The 22219-nt window shown below is 43.8% G+C and carries 13 protein-coding genes, 2 tRNA genes, 3 rRNA genes and 1 other annotated feature; of the genes, 15 read left to right on the forward strand and 3 right to left on the reverse strand.

The window, feature by feature from the left end; translation table 11 throughout:
- Window positions 1-120: 120 nt before the first annotated feature.
- From dnaN to rrf, 11 genes are all read left to right on the forward strand, one after another.
- On the forward strand, window positions 121-1257 hold the full coding sequence (dnaN, locus tag M1D81_RS00005; protein ID WP_024424074.1) for a DNA polymerase III subunit beta: 1137 nt from the start codon (window positions 121-123) through the stop codon (window positions 1255-1257).
- A 150-nt stretch (window positions 1258-1407) separates the two neighbouring features.
- A complete protein-coding gene (yaaA, locus tag M1D81_RS00010) occupies window positions 1408-1623 on the forward strand; it encodes a S4 domain-containing protein YaaA (RefSeq protein WP_008360916.1) in 216 nt (71 codons plus the stop codon).
- Between the two features lie 16 nt (window positions 1624-1639).
- Window positions 1640-2752, forward strand: a complete 1113-nt coding sequence (gene recF / locus M1D81_RS00015) for a DNA replication/repair protein RecF (RefSeq protein ID WP_456265965.1) — start codon at window positions 1640-1642, stop codon at window positions 2750-2752.
- A gap of 17 nt (window positions 2753-2769) precedes the next feature.
- Window positions 2770-3015 carry an extracellular matrix regulator RemB gene (remB, locus tag M1D81_RS00020; RefSeq protein WP_056766786.1) on the forward strand — a complete coding sequence of 82 codons (246 nt, stop codon included), beginning with the start codon at window positions 2770-2772 and terminating at the stop codon, window positions 3013-3015.
- A gap of 57 nt (window positions 3016-3072) precedes the next feature.
- A complete protein-coding gene (gyrB, locus tag M1D81_RS00025; protein ID WP_456267177.1) occupies window positions 3073-4989 on the forward strand; it encodes a DNA topoisomerase (ATP-hydrolyzing) subunit B in 1917 nt (638 codons plus the stop codon).
- A 232-nt stretch (window positions 4990-5221) separates the two neighbouring features.
- A complete protein-coding gene (gyrA, locus tag M1D81_RS00030; protein WP_456265964.1) occupies window positions 5222-7720 on the forward strand; it encodes a DNA gyrase subunit A in 2499 nt (832 codons plus the stop codon).
- 562 nt (window positions 7721-8282) lie between these two features.
- Window positions 8283-9831 (forward strand): 16S ribosomal RNA (locus M1D81_RS00035).
- A 95-nt stretch (window positions 9832-9926) separates the two neighbouring features.
- Window positions 9927-10003 (forward strand) — tRNA-Ile (locus M1D81_RS00040).
- 14 nt (window positions 10004-10017) lie between these two features.
- A tRNA-Ala gene (locus tag M1D81_RS00045) sits at window positions 10018-10093 on the forward strand.
- Window positions 10094-10191: 98 nt separating this feature from the next.
- Window positions 10192-13122, forward strand: a 23S ribosomal RNA gene (locus M1D81_RS00050).
- A 61-nt stretch (window positions 13123-13183) separates the two neighbouring features.
- A 5S ribosomal RNA gene (rrf, locus tag M1D81_RS00055) occupies window positions 13184-13299 on the forward strand.
- The 16S, 23S and 5S rRNA genes sit together here with 2 tRNA genes alongside, the layout of an rRNA operon.
- A gap of 11 nt (window positions 13300-13310) precedes the next feature.
- On the opposite strand, the gene M1D81_RS00060 is transcribed toward rrf, so the two are convergent.
- A complete protein-coding gene (locus tag M1D81_RS00060; RefSeq protein WP_456265963.1) occupies window positions 13311-14279 on the reverse strand; it encodes a YaaC family protein in 969 nt (322 codons plus the stop codon).
- 121 nt (window positions 14280-14400) lie between these two features.
- Here M1D81_RS00060 and guaB point away from each other — a divergent pair, with 121 nt between their 5' ends.
- Both guaB and M1D81_RS00070 read left to right on the forward strand, forming a co-directional pair.
- Entirely contained in the window at window positions 14401-15867 is a 1467-nt protein-coding gene (guaB, locus tag M1D81_RS00065) for an IMP dehydrogenase (protein ID WP_024426749.1), read from the forward strand.
- A 160-nt stretch (window positions 15868-16027) separates the two neighbouring features.
- A complete protein-coding gene (locus M1D81_RS00070; protein WP_456265962.1) occupies window positions 16028-17353 on the forward strand; it encodes a D-alanyl-D-alanine carboxypeptidase family protein in 1326 nt (441 codons plus the stop codon).
- 58 nt (window positions 17354-17411) lie between these two features.
- Here the strand turns inward: M1D81_RS00070 and M1D81_RS00075 are convergent.
- Window positions 17412-18562, reverse strand: a protein-coding gene (locus M1D81_RS00075; protein ID WP_456265364.1) for an IS3 family transposase whose coding sequence is annotated in 2 segments (ribosomal slippage) — window positions 17412-18289 and window positions 18289-18562 — 1152 coding nt in all. Because the reading frame shifts where the segments join, the coding sequence is not laid out codon by codon here.
- Window positions 18563-18683: 121 nt separating this feature from the next.
- Window positions 18684-20162 carry a MocR-like pyridoxine biosynthesis transcription factor PdxR gene (gene pdxR / locus M1D81_RS00080; RefSeq protein WP_456265961.1) on the reverse strand — a complete coding sequence of 493 codons (1479 nt, stop codon included), beginning with the start codon at window positions 20160-20162 and terminating at the stop codon, window positions 18684-18686.
- A gap of 247 nt (window positions 20163-20409) precedes the next feature.
- On the opposite strand from pdxR, the gene pdxS reads away from it, so the two are divergent.
- Both pdxS and pdxT read left to right on the forward strand, forming a co-directional pair.
- A complete protein-coding gene (gene pdxS, locus M1D81_RS00085) occupies window positions 20410-21294 on the forward strand; it encodes a pyridoxal 5'-phosphate synthase lyase subunit PdxS (protein ID WP_456265960.1) in 885 nt (294 codons plus the stop codon).
- A gap of 19 nt (window positions 21295-21313) precedes the next feature.
- A complete protein-coding gene (gene pdxT, locus M1D81_RS00090) occupies window positions 21314-21904 on the forward strand; it encodes a pyridoxal 5'-phosphate synthase glutaminase subunit PdxT (RefSeq protein ID WP_456265959.1) in 591 nt (196 codons plus the stop codon).
- A 53-nt stretch (window positions 21905-21957) separates the two neighbouring features.
- Window positions 21958-22174 (forward strand) — a binding site (T-box leader).
- Window positions 22175-22219: the final 45 nt, after the last annotated feature.

Raw genomic sequence — 22219 nt, forward strand, 5'->3', positions numbered from 1 at the left:
GGCTGTCTTTCCTTTCTTTTTCTCGACTTATCCACATATTCACAAGCCCTACTATTACTTCTACGATTTTTATTAATAAAATATATATACATGTCATTAAGAAAATTTAGGAGGACCACTATGAAATTCACGATTCAAAAAGATCGTCTTGTCCAAAGTGTCCAAGATGTATTAAAGGCCGTATCCTCTAGAACAACGATTCCTATTTTGACAGGGATTAAAATTGTTGCGTCTGATGAAGGGGTTTCTCTAACAGGAAGCGATTCTGATATCTCAATTGAATCTTTCATTCCTCAAAGAGATGGAGATTTAGAGGTTATCACCATTGATCGTCCGGGAAGTATTGTGCTTCAAGCCCGCTTCTTTAGTGAAATTGTAAAGAAACTGCCTATGTCTACTGTCGAAATTGAAGTAGAACAAAATCATCTGACTATCATCCGCTCTGGTTCAGCGGAATTTAACTTAAACGGCTTAGATGCTGAAGAATATCCGCATCTTCCGCAAATTGAAGAGCATCATGCATTTCAAATTCCGACAGATCTGCTTAAAAACTTAATTCGTCAAACTGTTTTTGCAGTGTCCACCTCAGAAACACGGCCTATCTTGACAGGTGTAAACTGGAAGGTGGAAAAAGGTGAATTAATATGCACGGCGACGGATAGCCACCGTCTCGCTTTAAGAAAAGCGAAGTTAGATATTAACGAGGAAAGTTCGTATAATGTCGTGATCCCAGGGAAGAGTTTAACAGAGCTAAGTAAAATTCTTGATGATGGACAAGATCTTGTGAGCATCGTCATTACAGAAACCCAAGTTCTTTTTAAAGCACAAAACGTGCTGTTCTTCTCAAGGTTGCTGGATGGAAATTATCCAGATACAGCCCGTCTGATCCCGCAAGAAAGTAAAACGGATGTCGTGGTCAACACGAAAGAATTCCTTCAAGCCATTGATCGTGCATCACTTTTGGCAAGAGAAGGACGTAATAATGTCGTGAAACTGTCAGCTGATCCTGAACAAAGCCTTGAAATCTCTTCTAATTCGCCTGAGATCGGTAAAGTGGTGGAGACGGTTCAAGCAGATGACATTAAAGGGGAAGATCTTAAAATCTCCTTCAGTCCAAAATATATGCTGGATGCGTTAAAAGTATTAGAGGGAACAGATATTCATGTAAGCTTTACTGGTGCAATGAGACCGTTCCTGCTGCGTACGCCGAATGATGATTCTATCTTGCAATTGATTCTCCCGGTAAGAACGTATTAATTCAATCTAAAATGGCTGCTGTGTGAGTGCACAGCAGCTTTTCTTCTCGTTTTCCATGCTTTCTTTCATCCCAGTTCGCTTTCTCCCTTTCCTTCTTGTCTTGTTTTTTAGTACAATTAGATATTAGTGATATTGAAAGAGGTCGATACAATGCCTAATCTTATAACCATTGAAACAGAAATGATTACATTAGGGCAGTTTTTGAAATTAGCCGAAGTCATCCAATCTGGCGGAATGGCGAAATGGTTTTTAAGTGAACATGAGGTGTTCATTAATCAAGAGCCAGATAATAGACGGGGACGCAAACTATACCCAGGAGATGTTGTCGAGATTGAAGGTTACGGCACATTTCAAGTTGTGAATTAGAAACGGGTGACAATACATGTACATTCAAAGTCTGGTGTTAACTTCATACCGAAACTATGAACACACCGAGCTTCAATTCGACAATAAGGTGAATGTCATGATCGGTGAGAATGCCCAAGGTAAAACGAACTTGATGGAAGCGATCTATGTATTGTCGATGGCAAAGTCTCATCGTACGTCAAATGATAAAGAACTTATCCGATGGGACCAAGACTATGCTAAAATAGAAGGTAGAGTCATTAAAAAAAATGGCCCACTCCCAATGCAGCTCGTGATCTCAAAAAAAGGGAAAAAGGGCAAGGTCAATCACATTGAACAACAGAAGCTCAGTCATTATGTTGGTGCGTTAAACACCATCATGTTTGCGCCAGAGGACTTAAGTCTTGTGAAGGGCAGCCCGCAAATCCGCAGAAGATTCCTCGACATGGAGATTGGACAAGTTTCTGCTGTCTACTTGCATGATTTATCGCTCTATCAAAAAATCCTCTCTCAGCGGAATCATTACTTGAAACAATTGCAGACAAGAAAGCAAACGGATCAAGCGATGCTGGAGATTTTAACAGAGCAGTTGATTGATGCGGCAGCGAAAGTGGTCAAAAGACGACTGACTTTTACGAAACAGCTCGAAAAATGGGCGCAGCCGCTGCATTTTGGGATTTCTAGAGAGCTAGAAACACTCACGCTCCAATACCAGACGGCAATAGAGGTATCAGAAGCGTCAGACTTGTCGAAAATAAAGAATAGCTATGAAGAATCGTTTCAGAAATTAAGAGAGAGAGAAATAGACCGAGGGGTGACACTGTGGGGTCCTCACAGAGATGACCTGCTTTTCTTTGTGAATGGTCGGGATGTTCAGACATATGGTTCTCAAGGGCAGCAAAGAACAACAGCTCTTTCACTAAAGCTGGCAGAAATTGATCTGATACATGAAGAAATCGGAGAATATCCTATTCTTCTGCTTGATGATGTGTTATCTGAACTTGATGATTACAGACAGTCTCATTTGCTCCATACCATTCAGGGACGTGTACAGACCTTCGTCACTACAACAGGTGTTGAAGGCATCGATCACGCTACCCTGAAAGAAGCGGAAATTTTCAGAGTAGCCAGTGGAAAAGTAATTGACTGATAAATGAGGTGTGAGTCTTGTATATTCATTTAGGTGATGATTGTGTTGTTTCTACACGAGAGATTGTCGCAATTGTTGATTACAAAATGAGGTCGTCTTCTGTTGTAGAAGAATTTCTGCAAAAACAGGAGAAACATATCATTTCGTTATCACAAGGGACACCCAAATCCATTGTCGTCACAACTGAATCTGTTTATTACTCTCCTCTTTCCTCAAGCACGCTCAAAAAACGTGCTTCGTTTGTGGTTGAAATTGAAGTCTAAAAGCTCAATTCATATAAATATATCGTTTAAGAAAAGTGTAGGTGAATGTACGTGGCAATGGAACAGCAACATAATAGTTATGATGAAAATCAGATACAGGTGCTTGAAGGACTAGAAGCTGTTAGAAAACGTCCAGGAATGTACATTGGGTCAACCAATGCAAAAGGACTTCACCATCTTGTATGGGAAATTGTCGACAACAGTATTGATGAGGCATTAGCTGGTTATTGTACAGACATTACAGTGCAAATTGAAAAAGATAACAGCATTACAGTAAAAGATAATGGCCGCGGGATTCCTGTTGGAATTCATGAGAAAATGGGGCGTCCTGCCGTAGAGGTCATTATGACTGTTCTTCACGCTGGCGGTAAATTTGACGGCAGCGGTTATAAAGTATCTGGCGGTCTGCATGGTGTAGGGGCATCTGTTGTAAATGCATTATCTACTACCTTAGACGTGACTGTATACCGTGATGGGAAAATTCATTATCAGCAGTTTAAACGCGGTGTTCCAGTGGGAGATTTAGAGGTTATTGGTGAAACAGATGTAACCGGGACAACAACCCACTTTGTGCCAGATCCAGAAATTTTCACGGAAACCATTGAATTTGATTACGATACACTTGCTAACCGTGTTCGTGAGTTAGCTTTCTTAACAAAAGGTGTAAACATCATCATTGAAGACTTGCGTGAAGGCAAAGAACGGAGAAATGAATACTGCTACGAAGGCGGTATTAAGAGCTATGTAGAACATTTAAACCGTTCAAAAGAAGTCGTTCATGAAGAACCTGTGTACATCGAAGGTGAGAAAGACGGAATCACGGTTGAAGTGGCATTACAATACAACGATTCCTATACAAGCAATATCTATTCCTTCGCCAACAACATCAACACGTATGAAGGCGGAACACATGAAGCTGGCTTTAAAACCGGTCTAACGCGTGTCATCAATGACTATGCTCGTAAAAATGGCGTATTCAAGGATGGGGATTCGAATTTGAGCGGTGAAGATGTGCGAGAAGGCTTAACAGCCATTATCTCCATCAAACATCCAGACCCTCAATTCGAAGGACAAACGAAGACAAAGCTTGGGAACTCAGAAGCGAGAACCATCACAGACTCCCTTTTCTCTGAAGCACTTGAGAAATTCTTGCTTGAAAATCCTGATTCTGCGAAAAAAATTGTGGAAAAAGGACTAATGGCAGCTCGTGCAAGAATGGCTGCCAAAAAGGCTCGTGAGCTGACAAGACGTAAAAGTGCACTGGAAGTCTCCAGCTTACCTGGGAAACTGGCCGACTGTTCCTCTAAAGATCCTTCCATCTCTGAACTCTATATTGTAGAGGGAGATTCTGCGGGCGGATCTGCTAAACAAGGCCGTGATCGTCACTTCCAAGCGATCTTACCGTTAAGAGGGAAGATCCTAAACGTAGAAAAAGCTCGTTTAGATAAAATTTTATCGAACAACGAGGTTCGTTCAATGATTACAGCGTTAGGAACTGGAATCGGAGAAGACTTTACTTTAGAGAAAGCACGCTATCACAAAATTGTGATCATGACAGATGCCGATGTGGATGGAGCACACATTCGAACGCTGCTCTTAACATTCTTCTATCGCTACATGCGTGAAATCATTGAAAACGGTTATGTGTATATTGCGCAGCCGCCTTTATATAAAGTGCAGCAAGGAAAACGTGTGGAGTACGTGTATAACGATAAACAGCTGGATGAGCTGTTAAAATCACTTCCTCAAACACCAAAGCCTGGACTTCAGCGTTATAAAGGTCTTGGAGAAATGAATGCTGCTCAGCTTTGGGAAACAACAATGGACCCTGATGCGAGAACACTTCTTCAAGTCACACTTGAGGATGCGATCGATGCTGATGAGACATTTGAAATGCTGATGGGAGATAAAGTAGAACCGAGACGAAACTTTATCGAAGAAAATGCGCAATACGTGAAAAACCTTGATATTTAGATAGATCCCTCCTGAGAACAACCTTATTTCTTGTTTGGAATAAGGTTGTTTTTCAAGAAATAGGGGCGTGTAACGAATGTCCTGGTTTTCCGTGTTTTCGTTGATTTTCTAGTAAATAAATGTGTATAAAGCCGAGATTATTGATATAATGGAGAATAGTCTTGTGAAGATAAATACATATTTTACTCCCACATAATTTATTTCATGTGATACGTAAAGGGAGGTTCTTATAGTGAGTGAACAACATACACCAAATGTACGCGAAGTAAATATTAGTCAAGAAATGCGTACGTCCTTTTTAGATTATGCAATGAGTGTTATTGTTTCGCGTGCATTACCAGATGTGCGAGATGGCTTGAAGCCCGTGCATCGGAGAATTTTGTATGCGATGAATGACCTAGGTATGACAAGTGATAAACCATTTAAGAAATCTGCACGTATCGTTGGGGAAGTTATCGGTAAGTACCACCCTCACGGTGACAGCGCTGTATACGAAGCGATGGTTCGTATGGCGCAAGACTTCAACTATCGAAATATGCTGGTTGAAGGCCACGGGAACTTTGGTTCTGTCGATGGAGACGGTGCAGCGGCAATGCGTTATACTGAGGCGCGTCTATCTAAAATTTCAATGGAAATCCTGCGTGATATCACTAAGGATACGATTGATTATCAAGATAACTACGATGGCAGTGAAAGAGAACCAATCGTCATGCCTGCTCGTTTCCCGAACTTATTAGTCAACGGGGCAACAGGTATCGCTGTAGGGATGGCAACCAACATTCCGCCTCACCAGCTAGGTGAAGTGATTGATGGGGTACTGGCGATAAGTCAAAACCCAGAAATGACAACACAGGAACTAATGGAGATCATTCCAGGACCAGACTTCCCAACTGCGGGACAAATCATTGGCCGAAGCGGAATCCGCAAAGCATATGAAACAGGCCGGGGTTCTATTACATTACGTGCAAAGTCTATCATCGAAGAAACATCCAGCGGTAAGCAGCGGATTGTCATTAATGAAATTCCATATCAGGTCAACAAAGCACGTTTGATCGAAAAAGTCGCTGATCTTGTGCGCGATAAAAAGATCGATGGCATTACAGATCTCCGTGACGAGTCTGATCGTAATGGAATGCGGATCGTGATTGAACTGCGAAGAGACGCGAACGCCCACGTTCTATTAAACAATCTTTATAAACAAACGACACTTCAAACGTCATTTGGGATCAACTTATTGGCACTAGTTGATGGACAGCCGAAAGTCTTGTCCCTCAAACAATGTCTTGAATATTATTTAGAGCATCAAAAAGTGATTATTCGCAGAAGAACAGCATATGAACTTCGTAAAGCCGAAGCAAGAGCTCATATTCTAGAAGGTTTAAGAATTGCCCTTGACCACTTAGATGAAGTCATTGCATTAATTAGAAGCTCTCAAACTGCTGAAATCGCGAGAAATGGCTTAATGGAGAACTATAGCCTGTCCGAAAAACAAGCACAGGCCATTCTTGATATGCGTCTTCAGCGCTTAACTGGTTTGGAAAGAGAAAAGATAGAAGAAGAATACAAAGGACTTGTTGATTTGATTGCTGAGTTGAAAGCCATTTTAGCAGACAATGAGAAAGTTCTTGAAATCATTAGAGAAGAGTTAACGGAAATCAAAGAACGTTTCAATGATACGCGCCGTACTGAAATTGTGACAGCAGGTATTGAAACAATTGAAGACGAAGATTTGATTCCTGTTGAAAACATCGTGATTACGCTGACTCATAATGGTTATATCAAGCGTCTGCCTGCATCAACATACCGCAGTCAAAAAAGAGGCGGTAAAGGTGTTCAGGGCATGGGAACCAATGAGGATGATTTCGTAGAACAGCTGATTTCAACATCTACCCATGATACGATCCTCTTCTTCTCTAATAAAGGGAAGGTTTATCGTGCGAAGGGATATGAGATTCCTGAATTCGGACGGACAGCGAAAGGGATTCCGATTATTAACCTGCTTGAAGTAGAAAAGGGAGAGTGGATTAATGCCATTATTCCAGTAAGCGAATTTGATGAAGATTCGTATCTCTTCTTTACAACAAGACATGGTGTATCAAAACGAACATCATTGTCTCAGTTTGCCAACATTCGAAACAATGGACTTATCGCATTAAGTCTTCGTGACGAAGATGAACTGATGGCTGTCCGTTTAACCAATGGAGAAAAACAAATCATCATTGGAACGAAAAAAGGTATGCTGATTCGTTTCGACGAGACAGATGTTCGTGAAATGGGGCGTACGGCAGCTGGCGTGAAAGGAATTACGCTTTCTGAAGATGACATCGTCGTTGGGATGGAAATCCTTGAGCCAGATGCAAACGTATTGATCGTCACCGAAAAAGGGTATGGTAAGTTAACACCTGAAAAAGAATATCGTGTTCAAAGTCGGGGCGGTAAAGGTCTTAAAACATGTAAAATCAGTGACAACAATGGTCCGCTTGTCGCAGTGAAGGCGACGAATGCTGAAGAGGACTTGATGATTATTACAGGGAGCGGCGTGATCATTCGTATGGCCGTTTCAGACATTTCAACAACAGGTCGAGTCACTCAAGGTGTCCGCCTGATTCGTCTAGGTGATGACGAACATGTCGCTACAGTGGCATTAGTTGAACAATCACAAGAAGATGATGAAGAGAATAGTGAAAAAAACGCAGAAACGATAGAGTCAGATCAAGAGCAATCTGAGTAAAAATAAAGCCGGTTCTTCACCGGCTTCTGCGTGTAGACAAACCCTCGCATTCTTTGTCAGTCCTGCGCGCTGGTGCTCACGAATGTCAAATTCGCTCCGCAAAAGTAGCCGTCCTTCCTAGACTGCAAAGGTTTTCTATCACGCTGAAAAGAAGACAAAGAGCTAAAATAAAGATCATTATAGCCCTTTGTCAACAATCTGAAGCCGGTTCTTCACCGGCTTTATTTTTTTCTAAAAAAACATGAGTTTTTTTGAAATTTATAATGCTTTTTTCATAGATATGTGTTAATCTTTCAAAGGAGCAAAAAGAGGCTCTATTTTTTATCTCTTTTACAGTGGAAACTTCTTAAAAAAATAAAATGTTTTTCAAGAAAAATGTTGACTGTTGATAGAGATATATGATATATTTAAGTGGTCGCTTTGAGAGAGTGACACACAAGTTCTTTGAAAACTAAACAAGACAAAACGTACCTGTTAATTCGAGTTTTTATAAAAAAATCCTATGATACTTCATAGGTAGTCAGTCAAACGCTGACGAAAAACAAAACTTCGGTTTTGTACTTTTTCGGAGAGTTTGATCCTGGCTCAGGACGAACGCTGGCGGCGTGCCTAATACATGCAAGTCGAGCGGACAGAAGGGAGCTTGCTCCCGGATGTTAGCGGCGGACGGGTGAGTAACACGTGGGTAACCTGCCTGTAAGACTGGGATAACTCCGGGAAACCGGAGCTAATACCGGATAGTTCCTTGAACCGCATGGTTCAAGGATGAAAGACGGTTTCGGCTGTCACTTACAGATGGACCCGCGGCGCATTAGCTAGTTGGTGGGGTAATGGCTCACCAAGGCGACGATGCGTAGCCGACCTGAGAGGGTGATCGGCCACACTGGGACTGAGACACGGCCCAGACTCCTACGGGAGGCAGCAGTAGGGAATCTTCCGCAATGGACGAAAGTCTGACGGAGCAACGCCGCGTGAGTGATGAAGGTTTTCGGATCGTAAAGCTCTGTTGTTAGGGAAGAACAAGTGCGAGAGTAACTGCTCGCACCTTGACGGTACCTAACCAGAAAGCCACGGCTAACTACGTGCCAGCAGCCGCGGTAATACGTAGGTGGCAAGCGTTGTCCGGAATTATTGGGCGTAAAGGGCTCGCAGGCGGTTTCTTAAGTCTGATGTGAAAGCCCCCGGCTCAACCGGGGAGGGTCATTGGAAACTGGGAAACTTGAGTGCAGAAGAGGAGAGTGGAATTCCACGTGTAGCGGTGAAATGCGTAGAGATGTGGAGGAACACCAGTGGCGAAGGCGACTCTCTGGTCTGTAACTGACGCTGAGGAGCGAAAGCGTGGGGAGCGAACAGGATTAGATACCCTGGTAGTCCACGCCGTAAACGATGAGTGCTAAGTGTTAGGGGGTTTCCGCCCCTTAGTGCTGCAGCTAACGCATTAAGCACTCCGCCTGGGGAGTACGGTCGCAAGACTGAAACTCAAAGGAATTGACGGGGGCCCGCACAAGCGGTGGAGCATGTGGTTTAATTCGAAGCAACGCGAAGAACCTTACCAGGTCTTGACATCCTCTGACAACCCTAGAGATAGGGCTTTCCCTTCGGGGACAGAGTGACAGGTGGTGCATGGTTGTCGTCAGCTCGTGTCGTGAGATGTTGGGTTAAGTCCCGCAACGAGCGCAACCCTTGATCTTAGTTGCCAGCATTCAGTTGGGCACTCTAAGGTGACTGCCGGTGACAAACCGGAGGAAGGTGGGGATGACGTCAAATCATCATGCCCCTTATGACCTGGGCTACACACGTGCTACAATGGACAGAACAAAGGGTTGCAAGACCGCAAGGTTTAGCCAATCCCATAAATCTGTTCTCAGTTCGGATCGCAGTCTGCAACTCGACTGCGTGAAGCTGGAATCGCTAGTAATCGCGGATCAGCATGCCGCGGTGAATACGTTCCCGGGCCTTGTACACACCGCCCGTCACACCACGAGAGTTTGCAACACCCGAAGTCGGTGAGGTAACCTTTATGGAGCCAGCCGCCGAAGGTGGGGCAGATGATTGGGGTGAAGTCGTAACAAGGTAGCCGTATCGGAAGGTGCGGCTGGATCACCTCCTTTCTAAGGATATATGGAGCAGCGTGCGTTTTCGTCTTGTTTAGTTTTGAAGGAACTTGCAAAAGATCCTACAACATCATATCTTCGATATGAAAGATGGGCCTGTAGCTCAGCTGGTTAGAGCGCACGCCTGATAAGCGTGAGGTCGGTGGTTCGAGTCCACTCAGGCCCACCATCTTCTATTAAATCGGGGCCTTAGCTCAGCTGGGAGAGCGCCTGCCTTGCACGCAGGAGGTCAGCGGTTCGATCCCGCTAGGCTCCACCAACGTGTTCTTTGAAAACTAGATAACAATAAGTAATACATTCACATTGAATGCAATGCAAAGTTCATCACACATAGTGATTCTTTCTAAAGTAAGAAATGGTTAAGTTAGAAAGGGCGCACGGTGGATGCCTTGGCACTAGGAGCCGATGAAGGACGGGACGAACACCGATATGCTTCGGGGAGCTGTAAGCAAGCTTTGATCCGGAGATTTCCGAATGGGGAAACCCACTGCTCGTAATGGAGTAGTATCCATACTTGAATACATAGAGTATGAGAAGGCATACCCGGGGAACTGAAACATCTAAGTACCCGGAGGAAGAGAAAGCAAATGCGATTCCCTGAGTAGCGGCGAGCGAAACGGGAACAGCCCAAACCAAGAGGCTTGCCTCTTGGGGTTGTAGGACACTCTATACGGAGTTACAAAGGAATGATATAAGCGAAGAGGTCTGGAAAGGCCCGCCAAAGAAGGTAACAGCCCTGTAACTGAAATGTCATTCTCTCCAGAGTGGATCCTGAGTACGGCGGAACACGTGAAATTCCGTCGGAATCCGGGAGGACCATCTCCCAAGGCTAAATACTCCCTAGTGACCGATAGTGAACCAGTACCGTGAGGGAAAGGTGAAAAGCACCCCGGAAGGGGAGTGAAATAGATCCTGAAACCGTGTGCCTACAAGTAGTCAGAGCCCGTTAACGGGTGATGGCGTGCCTTTTGTAGAATGAACCGGCGAGTTACGATCCCGTGCAAGGTTAAGCAGAAGATGCGGAGCCGCAGCGAAAGCGAGTCTGAATAGGGCGCATGAGTACGTGGTCGTAGACCCGAAACCAGGTGATCTACCCATGTCCAGGGTGAAGTTCAGGTAACACTGAATGGAGGCCCGAACCCACGCACGTTGAAAAGTGCGGGGATGAGGTGTGGGTAGGGGTGAAATGCCAATCGAACCTGGAGATAGCTGGTTCTCTCCGAAATAGCTTTAGGGCTAGCCTCAAGGTAAGAGTCTCGGAGGTAGAGCACTGATTGGACTAGGGGCCCCTACCGGGTTACCGAATTCAGTCAAACTCCGAATGCCGATGACTTATCCTTGGGAGTCAGACTGCGAGTGATAAGATCCGTAGTCGAAAGGGAAACAGCCCAGACCGCCAGCTAAGGTCCCAAAGTATACGTTAAGTGGAAAAGGATGTGGAGTTGCTTAGACAACCAGGATGTTGGCTTAGAAGCAGCCACCATTTAAAGAGTGCGTAATAGCTCACTGGTCGAGTGACTCTGCGCCGAAAATGTACCGGGGCTAAACGTATCACCGAAGCTGCGGACTGTTCTTGCGAACAGTGGTAGGAGAGCGTTCTAAGGGCTGTGAAGCCAGACCGGAAGGACTGGTGGAGCGCTTAGAAGTGAGAATGCCGGTATGAGTAGCGAAAGACGGGTGAGAATCCCGTCCACCGAATGCCTAAGGTTTCCTGAGGAAGGCTCGTCCGCTCAGGGTTAGTCGGGACCTAAGCCGAGGCCGAAAGGCGTAGGCGATGGACAACAGGTTGATATTCCTGTACCACCTCCTCACCATTTGAGCAATGGGGGGACGCAGGAGGATAGGGTAAGCGCGGTATTGGATATCCGCGTCCAAGCAGTTAGGCTGGGAAATAGGCAAATCCGTTTCCCATAAAGGCTGAGCTGTGATGGCGAGCGAAATTTAGTAGCGAAGTTCCTGATTCCACACTGCCAAGAAAAGCCTCTAGCGAGGTGAGAGGTGCCCGTACCGCAAACCGACACAGGTAGGCGAGGAGAGAATCCTAAGGTGATCGAGAGAACTCTCGTTAAGGAACTCGGCAAAATGACCCCGTAACTTCGGGAGAAGGGGTGCTTCTTAGGGTGTTAAAGCCCCGAGAAGCCGCAGTGAATAGGCCCAGGCGACTGTTTAGCAAAAACACAGGTCTCTGCGAAGCCGTAAGGCGAAGTATAGGGGCTGACGCCTGCCCGGTGCTGGAAGGTTAAGAGGAGCGCTTAGCGTAAGCGAAGGTGCGAATTGAAGCCCCAGTAAACGGCGGCCGTAACTATAACGGTCCTAAGGTAGCGAAATTCCTTGTCGGGTAAGTTCCGACCCGCACGAAAGGCGCAACGATCTGGGCACTGTCTCAACGAGAGACTCGGTGAAATTATAGTACCTGTGAAGATGCAGGTTACCCGCGACAGGACGGAAAGACCCCGTGGAGCTTTACTGCAGCCTGATATTGAATGTTGGTACAGCTTGTACAGGATAGGTAGGAGCCTTGGAAACCGGAGCGCTAGCTTCGGTGGAGGCATCGGTGGGATACTACCCTGGCTGTATTGACCTTCTAACCCGCTGCCCTTATCGGGCAGGGAGACAGTGTCAGGTGGGCAGTTTGACTGGGGCGGTCGCCTCCTAAAATGTAACGGAGGCGCCCAAAGGTTCCCTCAGAATGGTTGGAAATCATTCGCAGAGTGTAAAGGCACAAGGGAGCTTGACTGCGAGACCTACAAGTCGAGCAGGGACGAAAGTCGGGCTTAGTGATCCGGTGGTTCCGCATGGAAGGGCCATCGCTCAACGGATAAAAGCTACCCCGGGGATAACAGGCTTATCTCCCCCAAGAGTCCACATCGACGGGGAGGTTTGGCACCTCGATGTCGGCTCATCGCATCCTGGGGCTGTAGTCGGTCCCAAGGGTTGGGCTGTTCGCCCATTAAAGCGGTACGCGAGCTGGGTTCAGAACGTCGTGAGACAGTTCGGTCCCTATCCGTCGCGGGCGCAGGAAATTTGAGAGGAGCTGTCCTTAGTACGAGAGGACCGGGATGGACGCACCGCTGGTGTACCAGTTGTTCTGCCAAGGGCATCGCTGGGTAGCTATGTGCGGACGGGATAAGTGCTGAAAGCATCTAAGCATGAAGCCCCCCTCAAGATGAGATTTCCCATTCCGCAAGGAAGTAAGATCCCTGAAAGATGATCAGGTTGATAGGTCTGAGGTGGAAGCGTGGTGACACGTGGAGCTGACAGATACTAATAGATCGAGGACTTAACCTATATTCTAATGTGAAGCATGAACATTGTTATCTAGTTTTGAGAGAACATTCTCTCCATCAGGTTTGGTGGCGATAGCGAAGAGGTCACACCCGTTCCCATACCGAACACGGAAGTTAAGCTCTTCAGCGCCGATGGTAGTTGGGGGTTTCCCCCTGTGAGAGTAGGACGCCGCCAAGCTTCTATAAGGATCAGTTCCAGTCGGAACTGGTCTTTTTTGTTTTTTCTTCTAACAGCATCATGATGTAAGCTGGGAACTTCTCTTCTGCAATCTCCATGTAGCGTTCAATCATGACGTAATCATCGCTAATGTATTGAGACAGCAGCTCGTACCACCATTCTGTTTCGTAGCGGGCAATCATACTAAGGTTATACATCAATAAGTAATGGCTGATGATCTCAGGAATGCCTAGAAAAGCATCTCGTGTTGACGGTATAAACCATTGATCCATTTCTAAATCATAATGAAGATGAGTAGCAAGTGCTGGGTTTTCTTCAAAAAATACATCAAACGTCAGTTTTTTAGCCTCTCTCTGTTTGAGTTTCCAGCTTGTATGGAACTCAAAGTATTCAATAAAGCGTTCAGCAGACATGTTATAAAGTAATGGAATATGATCTTGAATCATCATTCCGTTAGCCTTTTCCACTTTAACTAATGTCGAGGGCTGCTTTTGAAATTCAAGAATATGACTCATTTCAGGTATTTTAGACAGGAGATGGATCATCGTAAATCGCTCATCTTCAAGACCATTTAATTGAAATAGATGCTTTAACACATGCATACATAGCCCATTTCTTTGGATTTTTACCTCATCTTCACTAAAACGGTAATGTTGTTTCTTTCTCTTTCTCGATGTTACGCCATGAGCTAAAACAGAAGTTTGAGAAGGATAATGGGGATCAACTGTCAGCAAGCATGCTTTTAGCAGTTGTGCCATTCCATAAAACAATAAAATGGGTTTAAGTTCTAGAGGCGCGATCGCAGCCTGTTCATAGAACGTATGGCCATGTTTTAGAAAATAAATAAATCGTTCACAGTTTTTATAGGCTTGCTGGTTTGCATCTTGAATGTTCCGTTTCTCATATTGTTGAAATAGAAACTTTTGGGAGGTTTCGAGCGAGTAAAAACGTTTTAAATCCTTCCATCCTGAACTTTTCATCTTCTTCCTCAACTCTCTTTATATTTTCTAAAAATTGCAACTGTTTGTTGCTTCCTTGACATGCTGTTTGCTAGTTGATAATCTACATATAATATTTTGCCGAAAAGAGGGGGATTTACTAATGTGGGAAAGTAAATTTTCAAAAGAAGGTTTGACGTTTGACGATGTTTTGCTTGTTCCAGCAAAGTCTGAAGTACTTCCGCGTGATGTCGATTTATCAGTGGAGCTAACAAGCACATTAAAGCTAAACATTCCAATTATCAGTGCGGGAATGGACACAGTGACGGAATCACAAATGGCGATTGCAATGGCACGTCAAGGTGGTCTTGGTATTATTCATAAGAACATGTCCATTGAACAGCAAGCAGAACAGGTGGATAAAGTAAAACGTTCAGAGCGCGGCGTTATTACAAATCCATTCTTCTTAACACCAGAGCATCAAGTATTTGATGCAGAGCATTTGATGGGTAAATACCGTATTTCAGGTGTGCCGATTGTCAATAACGAACAAGACCAAAAGCTTGTTGGTATTATTACGAACCGTGACCTTCGTTTTATTTCGGATTATTCAATGAAGATTAGCGACGTGATGACAAAAGAGGAACTTGTGACAGCTTCTGTTGGTACAACATTAGAAGAAGCTGAAAAAATCTTACAGCAATACAAGATTGAAAAATTACCTCTTTTAGATGACGAAGGAACGTTAAAAGGTCTCATCACAATCAAAGATATTGAAAAAGTGATTGAATTCCCTAACTCCTCTAAAGATGCACATGGCCGTTTAATTGTGGGTGCCGCTGTTGGTGTCACTGGCGATACAATGACACGTGTGAAAAAATTAGTCGAAGCCAATGTGGATGTCATTGTCATTGATACAGCACACGGTCATTCTCAAGGTGTTCTAAACACTGTATCGAAAATCCGTGAAACGTATCCTTCTCTTAACATCATTGCTGGTAATGTTGCAACAGCTGAAGCAACAAAAGCATTGTTTGAAGCAGGAGCAGATATTGTGAAAGTCGGTATTGGACCAGGATCTATTTGTACAACACGTGTTGTTGCAGGTGTCGGTGTACCCCAAATCACAGCGATCTATGACTGTGCAACAGAAGCAAGAAAACATGGTAAAGCTATTATTGCAGATGGTGGAATTAAATATTCAGGTGATATCGTGAAAGCATTAGCATCTGGCGGACATGCTGTTATGCTGGGAAGTCTTCTAGCTGGTACATCTGAAAGCCCGGGAGAAACAGAAATTTTCCAAGGCAGACGCTTCAAAGTTTATCGTGGTATGGGTTCTGTCGCTGCAATGGAAAAAGGAAGTAAAGATCGTTACTTCCAAGAAGATAATAAAAAATTCGTTCCTGAAGGTATTGAAGGCCGTACACCATACAAAGGGCCAGTCGTTGATACAGTGTATCAACTAGTTGGCGGTATTCGTTCTGGGATGGGTTATTGTGGAACACAGGATTTACGCACTCTTAGAGAAGAAGCACAGTTCATTCGTATGACAGGTGCAGGGCTTCGTGAGAGTCATCCACATGATGTACAAATTACAAAAGAATCACCAAACTACACAATTTCTTGATAAATTGTGACAATCAAATTACATTTGACAGGGTCTATGACTCTGTCTATTTTTTTTGTCTTTATTGTGATAAAATTTATACTGTTGTGTTGAGATAAGCCCTTGTGGATTACATATATATGAAAAACGTCGAAAAAAGATGAATACGGAGGTATGACGATTGAACAGCAAGATGTTGAAACAGCTTATGGTCTCTATCCTTGCATTGGCATTGATTGTTACAGCATTTACACCAATGTCCAAAGCAAAAGCAGCTGAAGATCCATTCAGTGTGAATGCGAAAGCAGCGATCCTTATTGAAGCTTCTACAGGTAAAATTCTTTATAGTAAAAACGCAGATCAAAGACTGCCTATTGCAAGTATGGCAAAAATGATGACAGAGTATCTATTACTAGAGGCAATTTCTGAAGGAAAAGTGAAATGGGATCAAAAGTATACGCCAGATGATTATGTATACGAAATTTCTCAGGACCGCAGCTTATCCAACGTTCCTTTGAGAAAAGATGGGTCGTATACAGTAAAAGAACTTTATCAAGCAACGGCTATTTATTCGGCAAATGCAGCAGCGATTGGTTTAGCAGAAGTGATCGCTGGATCAGAATCGAAGTTTGTTGAAAAAATGAACGCAAAAGCAAAAGAACTTGGTTTAACAAACTACAAATTCGTGAATGCAACTGGTCTGGAAAATAAAGACTTACATGGCCAACAGCCAAAAGGTACAGGTCCTGAAGAAGAAAGTGAAGTATCTGCAAAAGATATGGCTTTGCTTGCACAGCATCTCATCAAAGACCATCCAGAAATTCTTGAAACAGCAAGTATTGCGAAAACAAAGTTCAGAGAAGGCACGGACGATGAAATGGACATGCCTAACTGGAACTTCATGCTGAAAGGACTTGTGAAGGAATATAAAGGTGTTGACGGTCTGAAAACAGGATCTACAGATTCAGCCGGTTCTAGCTTCACAGGTACAGCAAAACAAGGTGACATGCGTGTCATCGCAGTTATCTTGAATGCAAAAGGTAATCTTCATACAGCACGTTTCGACGTGGCAAAAAAACTGTTCGACTATGCGTTTAAAAACTTCACGATGAAAGAAATGTACAAAAAAGGTCAACAAATTAAAGGACATGAAAACATCGAAGTGGATAAAGGCAAAGATAAAGAAGTACCTGTTGTGACGAAAGAAGCATTTTCTGTGCCAGTAAAAAATGGTGACGAAAAGAGCTATAAAGCAAAAGTAAATATCGAGAAAAAGAACCTAGAAGCTCCTATTAAAAAAGGAACGAAGGTTGGCATGCTGACGACTTCTTATTCTGGTGATGAGAAGGACTACGGCTATTTAAATAAAGACCAATCAGGTGTTGAGCTTGTGACGAAAACAGGCGATGAAAAAGCAAACTGGTTCATCCTTGCAATGCGCGGTGTAGGTGGATTCTTCGCTGGCATTTGGGGCGGAATCGTTGACACAGTAAAAGGCTGGTTCTAATAAAAAAACTGCTCTCTAGGGACTGACCCCCGTTTTTGAGACAGGGATCAAAACACCTTTATACAGCCAATTGCCGATAGTTTATCGGTGATTGGTTGTTTAGTTTCGTTTGAATACGAATGTTGTTATAATAATAAATGTATTCTTTGACAGTGCGTTCTACGATGTTGGTCGTAGTTCGATCAATGCTGTTAAGATAGAACGTTTCAGACTTTAGTGAGGAATGAAACGATTCGATGGAGGCATTATCAGCGGGTGTCCCTTTACGGGACATGCTCATGGTAATGCCTTTTATATGAACAGCTTTCTGATACTCGTAAGATGTATACACAGAACCTTGGTCGCTATGTAACACGCAGTTCTCAGGCAGTGCTGGGAGCTGATCAAGTGTGTTTAAGATAAAGTCTGTGTCCTGCTTATCACCAATCGTAAAAGCAATCACTTCTCCATTATATAAATCCAATATACTGGAAAGGTACAATTGTTTCTGTCCATAAGGCAAATACGTGATGTCCGTTACTAGTTTTTCAAGAGGGCGATCAGACTGAAAGTTCCGATCGAGTATATTACCAGCCACGGCATAGGGTTGCCCATTCTTCTTACGCTTTTTCATTTTAACCCGGCATTGCCACTGGTTTTTCTGCATGATACGTTGAACAGTTTTATGGTTAATACGCATTCCCACTTTTAGTATGGCTGTAATTTTTCGGTATCCATATCGATACTTGTGCTCTCGGCACAACGTGCCGATTTGTTTCTCTAGTTGTCTTTTAGAATGATTCTGAGTCAGATTCTTTTTCCATCTATAGAACGAAGCGCGTGAGATGCCTAAATGGACACAGATGTCCTGTACTGTCATCTTTTTGCGCAATTCTTCTACCAGTTTGATTGACGTTTCCTTATCAACTTCCTTTCCAATTCGTTGTACTTTTTTAAAACTTCATTCTGTTGACTCAGATAGCGATTTTCTGCCCGCAGTCTCTCTAATTCGGAAGAGTACTCGGGACCCTTTCCATAGGTATATTGTTTTCCAACAGGCTGTTCGAACCGGTGTGTATCCCCAGCCTTATGCCACCTCACCCATGTTTGAACCTGCGTTTTATTTTTGATATTCAATTCTTGCATGATCTCTTTCATAGGTACGCCTGCCAATCTCATGTCTACAGCCTTCTGTTTGACTTCAACCGGATAACTCACTCTTGTCCCCATAGAAAAACACCTCCATGTTTTATATCGGATCACAACGATCCGTTTTCAAACTTGAAGGTGTTTTTTATTTGTCTCATCTTATGGGGTCAGTCCCCTATTCATGAGAGCAGTTTTTTTATCGTTAAAAGAAGAGCGATTGCTTCTGATTTTGAGGAGTGGACAAGGCTTGCTGAAAAATACCACATAACTTTTCCACGCCCTCGGTCAGTGCTTTTTCATTCACATAGGAAAAGCTGAGGCGGATATAATTCTGTTTCGGCTCTCCAGGATAGCAGACAGAGCCAGGCAGAAAAGTAATTTGCTGCTTACGGGCCTCATGTAACAGTGCTCGTGTATCGACCCAGGAAGGAAAGCTGAGCCATAAATTGAGCCCGCCTTGTGGAATTTGCCACGTTACATCTTTCGGTGCGTGCTTCGTTAACACATCCATCATCAAATCGCGTCTCACCTTCAAGGCGGTTCTTAGCTTCTTCGTATGATCAATCATTTTCTTCGATGTCAGAAACGGCAAGATGGCCTTTTGTGTGAGAAGAGGGCTGCCTAAGTCATTATTAGCCTTTGCAGCTAATAAACGGTTAAATATCGAGCCTGACGCGGTGATAATCCCTATTCTGCATCCTGGAGCCAGTGTTTTACTTAATCCTCGTAAATAAATGACGTGTCCATCATGGTCCAAGCCTTTAATAGGTGCTGGCGGCTTCTTTTCAAAATAAAGCTCACGATAAGGATCATCTTCTACAATGAGACAATCTATGCTTTGAGCCAGTAAGAGAAGCTGTTTTCTACGCTTCATCGACATACTGGCCCCTGTTGGGCTGTGGAAAGTAGGAATCGTATAGATCAGCTTCGGTTTATATTTATCAATAATGCTTTGAAGCTGCTTCATGTTCATTCCTTCATGATCGACAGGGACGGTAATGATTCTTGCTCCTCTGCCCATAAAGACATCAATGGCCCCTGGGTAGGTCGGTGCTTCCATGACAACCACATCATCCGGCCCAATAAACGTACGTGCCACCAAATCAAGCCCTTGCTGAGAACCACTTGTTACAAGGATATTTTCAGGGGTAGACGGCACATCCAACTTTTCTAAAAAGGACTGAATGACTTGTCGCAGCTGAAGATCACCTTGTATTTCACCATACTTCGACATGATTTGAGGATGTCTGGCTAGCACATGCTGCATTTCTTTTTCTAAATATCGGTTTGGCAAAAGACCTGGATCGATCATAGAGGAAGAAAGGTTAATGGCTTCTTCGACATAGTGATACTGGGCGAATTGAGACCGTGGTAAATAATCTGGAATCGACAACTGCCAATCGAAAGAAGTAGATGATGGAACCGGGGTCTCTGCCTGCTCTTGCTGCTCATCCACAAAAGTGCCTTTACCTTGCACCGTCGTTAAATATCCATCGTCCTTTAATCGGGTGTATGCCTTAGCTGCCGTGACAAGACTTACATTCAGCTGCTTCGCTAAATCACGGACAGTTGGCAGCTTTTCCCCTTGTTGAAGCAAACCCGATTGAATGTGATCGATGATAGAAAAGTAAATTTGATTTGAAAGAGATGTATCAGAGTGTCGATGGATATCAATATGCATGAAACCCCTCCATAGAATATAAAATTGTTATACATGATTTTTAATTGTTATAGCTGCATTATAGCATGTAAATCACTCTTGAAAGAGAAAATGGCATGTTTTTAGCTGAAAATCCTTTATAAACAAGGGGTTATTCTTTTTTATCGGCTGGTTGAATTGTTATACTATTCTCTTTATTGTTATGCTTTCTCGCTTGTATGATAAAGATGTTGAATCAAATCGAATAGACAAATGGGAGGAAACTATTGTGAGCAATAAGGGAACTGAACGAGTGAAACGTGGAATGGCAGAAATGCAAAAGGGCGGCGTCATTATGGATGTCGTTAATGCGGAGCAGGCAAAAATTGCAGAAGAAGCAGGTGCGGTAGCAGTCATGGCGCTAGAACGAGTACCAGCTGATATCCGTGCAGCAGGCGGTGTTGCCCGTATGGCAGACCCAAGAATCGTAGAGGAAGTCCAAAATGCAGTAACGATTCCAGTCATGGCAAAAGCACGTATCGGCCACATCGTCGAGGCTCGTGTTCTTGAAGCACTTGGTGTTGATTATATCGATGAGAGTGAAGTGCTGACGCCCGCAGATGAGGAATTCCATTTAAATAAAAATGAATACACAGTACCTTTTGTCTGTGGATGCCGCGATTTAGGTGAGGCAACCCGCCGTATCGCAGAAGGCGCTACTATGCTTCGTACAAAAGGAGAACCTGGGACAGGCAACATCGTAGAAGCTGTTCGTCATATGAGAAAGGTCAATGCTCAGATTCGTAAAGTATCGGCTATGAGTGAAGATGAACTGATGACAGAAGCCAAGAATCTTGGCGCGCCTTATGAATTATTGCTGCAAATCAAAAGAGACGGCAAGCTGCCAGTTGTGAACTTTGCAGCAGGAGGCGTTGCGACACCAGCAGATGCTGCATTAATGATGCAGCTTGGCGCAGACGGTGTATTTGTCGGATCTGGTATTTTCAAATCAGACAATCCAGCTAAATTTGCAAAAGCGATTGTTGAAGCAACGACTCATTACACTGATTACCGTCTCATTGCAGAACTTTCAAAAGAGCTTGGAACAGCCATGAAAGGAATTGAAATTTCAAATCTACTGCCAGAAGAACGTATGCAAGAGCGTGGCTGGTAATTAAGGAGCGCAAATGAACATGCTGACAATTGGTGTACTTGGGCTTCAAGGAGCGGTGAGAGAGCATATTCAATCGATTGAAGCCTGCGGCGCAGAAGGAAAGATCATCAAACGTGTAGAAGAGCTAGAATCCGTTGACGGTTTGATTATCCCTGGTGGAGAAAGTACGACGATGAGGAGACTTATGGATACGTACCAATTCATTGAACCGATCAAAGCGTTCGCTGCTCAAGGGAAACCGATTTTCGGGACATGTGCCGGTTTGATTATGCTGGCAAAGCATATCGAAGATCGAGAAGATGCTCATCTTGGCCTGTTAAATGTATCTGTTGCACGGAACTCTTTTGGCAGGCAGGTAGACAGTTTTGAAGCAGATTTAAAAGTAAAAGGACTGGATGCGCCGTTTACAGGGGTATTTATCCGTGCGCCTCATATGATCAGCGCAGATAATGACGTAGAAATCATGGCTGAATATGATGGCAGGATTGTGATGGCGAAAGAAAACAATCTCTTAGGCTGCTCTTTTCATCCAGAGCTGACAGACGACCACCGGTTAACACAGCTGTTTGTAGATATGGTGAAGTCCTACAAAACGAAGCTTACTGTATAAAACGGTTGAAAAGAGATAAAACTTATAGTACATTAAAATCACAATCAAAGATCGAAAAAGCGTTGACGGGAAATAGTAAGAAGCCCCTCTTTCTCAGAGAGCCGATGGTTGGTGAGAATCGGTGAAAGATGCATTCTGAATCCATCCTTGAGCGAAATGCTGAAACACGAGAAGTAAGCATTTACGGTGATACCGTTACAGAGGAAAGAGGAAAGCATGCTTCTGCATGTTTTCAATCAGGGTGGCAACGCGAGAGCTCTCGTCCCTTTCATGGGATGAGGGCTCTTTTTATTTTTCGATAAAAAAAGGAGTGTT

The organism is Bacillus sp. JZ105, from assembly GCF_053903125.1.